We start from the raw sequence: 3,877 nt of genomic DNA, 5'->3' as shown, positions 1-3,877 counted from the left end.
GTACGGGCAGGCGTGAGGAGCGTCGAGCACGGCGTCTTCGTCAGCGAGGAGACCATCTCCCGGATGGCCAGGCGGGGGACCTACTTCACTCCCACTTTGGATGCCATCACGAGCCTGGCCGGCTCGCCCAACCCCATCCTTGCCACCCGTGGCAAGGAGTACACCCCCATTATCAAAGCAGCAGTGAAGGCTTCCAATGAGGCCGGAGTAACCATCGTGGCAGGGACGGACTCCTTCGGCGCCGATGTGACTCCGATAGGCACCGAAGCGCGTCTGCTGGGTGAGGCCGGGCTTTCACCCCTGGACGCTTTGAGGGCCGCGACAGTAAATGCCGCCGCCCTGCTCGGATGGAGCGGGAATGCAGGACGGCTGGTGCGCGGTTCCTATGCAGACGCCGTCATTGTGGACGCTGATCCTTTGGCCAGCGCCTCGGCCCTGGAGAAAATCAGTGCCGTGGTGGCACAGGGAGTCCTCGTCCGTAATGACCTCTGATCGATCGTTAGCTGCACGGGCGCATTTCACCGGCCCCCTGCCCTGCCCCCGGGCCTATGAGGCCCGCCATCCAGAAAGCCACCCATGACTCTGATACTTAAGGCCTCCGAGCTCGTGGCCCTCGCCGACATGCCGGGGACCATCGCCGCCGTCGAACGCGCTTTTGCCGGTCTAAGCCGGGGGACGGCTGTCCAGCCGGCGCCGGATTCCCTTCTCCTGCCGTCCTCGGATGCCAGGTTCCTGCCGATGGCAGCGCTGTCCGGTGCCGAGGAACTGGCATCCGTGAAGCTGCTCGCGGACATCCCGGCAAACCGTGAGTCAAGCCTGCCCACCCAGCGCTCAACGATCATGCTTGTCTCCCAGCTGACCGGCGAAACCCTGGCCATCCTGGACGGCAAAGTCCCCACCCGGGTCCGCACGGCCGCCGCCAGTGCGGTAGCGACAAAGCTCCTCGCAAGGCCAGCCAGCACCACCCTGGGACTCGTTGGTGCCGGCGCCCTGGCCGTGACACACGTGGAAGCCATGCTGGCCGTTCTTCCTATTGAAAACGTCGTGGTGTGGTCCCGTTCCGCGGACACCGTTGCTGCGTTCTGTGGCGAGATTTCCCAGTACGGCCTGCACATCACCCGGGCATCCAGCGTGCGGGAAGTTGTGGAAAGCGCCGACGTGCTCTGCACCCTCACGCCGGCCGTTGAGCCTCTGGTGAGGGGCGCGTGGTTCAAGCCCGGACTGCACGTGAACGCCGTCGGATCCCGCCCGCGGGCTGACCACCGGGAGATTGATTCGGCGGGCATGGTGAGGGCGAGGGTTTTCGTGGACAGCCTTCCGACGGCCAGAGCCAAATCGGGTGCGCTGATCATTCCAGTGGCCGAAGGTCTTATGACGTTCGAAGATGTGGCAGCCGAGCTGGGTGACGTGGTGACCGGGACCAAGGCGGGACGGCAGGGCGATGACGACGTAACCTTGTTCAATTCCGTTGGTATCGGTCTGCAGGACCTTGCCATCGGGCGGCTCCTGTATCAGGCCGCGCTCAATCAGGGTGTTGGCACCCGCGTGGCCCTGAATAATTGAGAAGACGCGGATCCAAGACTCACCGGTAACAACGGAGGCATGAATGACAGTCCAAACGGAATCGCCCGGGTCCTCGGCTGACATTGCCCGGGCACGGATCCGGGAGCTGATCATCTCAGGTGATTTCGCGCCAGGCTCCAGGCTCCGGGAACGCGACCTGTCCGAAACCCTGGCCGTTTCCCGGATTCCCGTCCGGGAAGCACTCCAGCAGCTTGAAGCCGAGGGTTTCATTGACGCCTCCCCGCGCCGTGGTGCCACCGTCAAACAGATCACGCTGAACGACGTCAACGAACTCTTTGATGTGCGGCTCAGCCTGGAAGTCCTCGCCGCGCGCCTGGCTGCCCAGGCGGCGGCGAGAGGCCAGTCCCCGCTGCGGCTGCAGCAGATGATGGACCAGGCAGAGGAAGCAACCCTGCGCCACGACCATGCGCAGATACCGCTCATCAACACCGCCCTGCACGCCGAGATCGTGGCGATGGCAGGAAACTCGCTGCTGGAATACGCCATGAAACCGCTCCTGGGCAGGATGCAGTGGCTCTTCACCCTGACAGGGCACCGGGACCCCAACGTTCAGTGCGCTGAGCATCTGAGCCTGTGTAAGGCCATCTATGACGGCAAGGCGGACCTGGCAGCGGCGCTGGCCTTTGCCCACGTGGAGTTGGGCCGTGAACCGTCGCTCCAAGGGCTGGCTGAACGGCTGCCCGAAAGCTGACAGTTACCGATGTTCTCCGTTGATAAAAAGGAGCAAGTGTGTTTGTCTGACGCAGGTGACGCAGATCCAGAAGGGGTCCGCAGCCGTCGTTTTGGCGAGGTGACCACGACATGAGGTTGACGACGACGACCAACGTCTCGGTGGACGGCGTGATGCAGGGGTTGGGCGGACCTGACGAGGACCGCAGCGGTGGCTTCGACCGCGGCGGATGGGCCATACCGCTTCTTGATACCGAAGCCGGTGACTATCTCAACGGGATCTACGGCGGCGCGGCCGCGTTTCTGTTTGGCCGGCGGACGTACGAGATCTTCGCCGGCTACTGGGGAGCGATCACCGATCCGAGTGCGAACCCGATCGCCGCCGCGCTGAATAGCCGGCCCAAGTACGTGGTATCGACCAGCCTCACCGATCCGCAATGGGCCGGCACGAGTGTGCTGACCGGCGACGTCGCCGCGGCTGTCGGTGATCTGAAGGCGCAACAAGACGGAGAACTGCTGGTGCCGGGCAGCGGTGCCCTCGTCCGGTGGCTGCTCGCCAACCACCTGGTCGACCAGCTTGACCTGCTCATCTATCCCGTCGTCGTCGGCCAGGGCACACGCCTTTTCCCCGATTCCGGTCCGGACATCGCGCTCGACCTGATCAGCTCGAGGACCACGTCCCGGGGCATAACCATCCAGACCTATCGGCCTGCTGGACGCCCGGAGTACGCAACGTCCACGGCCGACCCGAACACCTGATCTGGCGGCGCCGACCGCCAGATCTCGTCGCGCCGGACACCCAAGATCCGTCCGTACCGCGCGAAGCGGCCGCGCCCCACAGTCGGGGACGCGGCCGCTTCGCGAGCCGTCCGGGTTAGTGGATCTGGATGTTGCCGCCCAGGAGCGTTTGCGAGCCTGAGTCATAGCCGGTGTCTAGCAGGATCCGGTAGGTGTCGATGCCCACGCCGGGCTCGGCGAGGTCTTGGACGTCGATCCGGAACAGGTGCGAGCCCTGGCCGTTGATGGTGGCGCGGCCGAAGATCGTCGCCTGGGTGCGCTGCGGGTTGCAGGTCAACGCCAGGATCTTGACCGATTTCACTTTCTGTGGCTGGGCGGGTCCATGGTCCTGGTACTGCTCCTGGCCCTTGACGTTGCCTGCGGCGTTCGACTGGGCGTTGCCGCCGAACGTTGCCTTGTCCCCGTTGGCGGCGGTGATCCGGCCACCCTTGGTGATGTTGGCCTCGCAAAGGGGGGTGGTGACCGGCAGCGTCCAGACCTTGGACGCCGCGGCAAAGGGCTCACCGGGATCCTGGGTGGTGTCGTTGTCGGTGTCGGCGAAGGCACTGATCGCGTCCACCCCGGGGAGTTCCGGGCCCTGGTAGCAGAAGGTCGCTTCCCCGTTCGCGTCCGTGGTCGCCGATCCGCTGGTGGTCACCGCCCCGGTGACCGTGAAGCGCACGGTGATGCCCGGCGTCGGAGTGCCCGCCGCATCCTCGACCGTCGCCGTCACGCAGTGCTGCGTGCCCACGTCGTTGGTGGCGGCCGCGGGGGCGAGCGTGAGCGTTGCCGGCGCACCCGGGCCCGCGCCGGACGCGAGCTTCGTGACGAACACGTCACGAATCCC

At 65.4% G+C, this 3,877-nt stretch carries 5 protein-coding genes; 4 read left to right on the top strand and 1 reads right to left on the bottom strand.

What is annotated here, in order from left to right; translation table 11 throughout:
* The 4 genes from AC3A3W_RS02465 to AC3A3W_RS02450 all read left to right on the top strand — a co-directional run.
* Positions 1-492: amidohydrolase family protein (locus tag AC3A3W_RS02465; RefSeq protein WP_487440306.1), on the top strand; the 492-nt coding region annotated here is incomplete at its 5' end.
* 84 nt (positions 493-576) lie between these two features.
* Positions 577-1,563, top strand: a complete 987-nt coding sequence (locus AC3A3W_RS02460; RefSeq protein WP_487440305.1) for an ornithine cyclodeaminase family protein — start codon at positions 577-579, stop codon at positions 1,561-1,563.
* A 43-nt stretch (positions 1,564-1,606) separates the two neighbouring features.
* Positions 1,607-2,275, top strand: a complete 669-nt coding sequence (locus AC3A3W_RS02455) for a GntR family transcriptional regulator (RefSeq protein WP_487440304.1) — start codon at positions 1,607-1,609, stop codon at positions 2,273-2,275.
* A 110-nt stretch (positions 2,276-2,385) separates the two neighbouring features.
* The gene (locus tag AC3A3W_RS02450; RefSeq protein ID WP_487440303.1) at positions 2,386-3,012 is read left to right on the top strand and encodes a dihydrofolate reductase family protein; all 627 of its coding nucleotides are present in this window, start codon (positions 2,386-2,388) and stop codon (positions 3,010-3,012) included.
* A gap of 115 nt (positions 3,013-3,127) precedes the next feature.
* On the opposite strand, the gene AC3A3W_RS02445 is transcribed toward AC3A3W_RS02450, so the two are convergent.
* Positions 3,128-3,877 (bottom strand): post-COAP-1 domain-containing protein (locus AC3A3W_RS02445; protein ID WP_487440302.1); only part of this gene is annotated, 750 nt, incomplete at its 5' end.

The organism is Arthrobacter sp. Soil_N43 (assembly GCF_057655195.1).
This window is presented reverse-complemented; position numbering and strand designations above follow the sequence as displayed.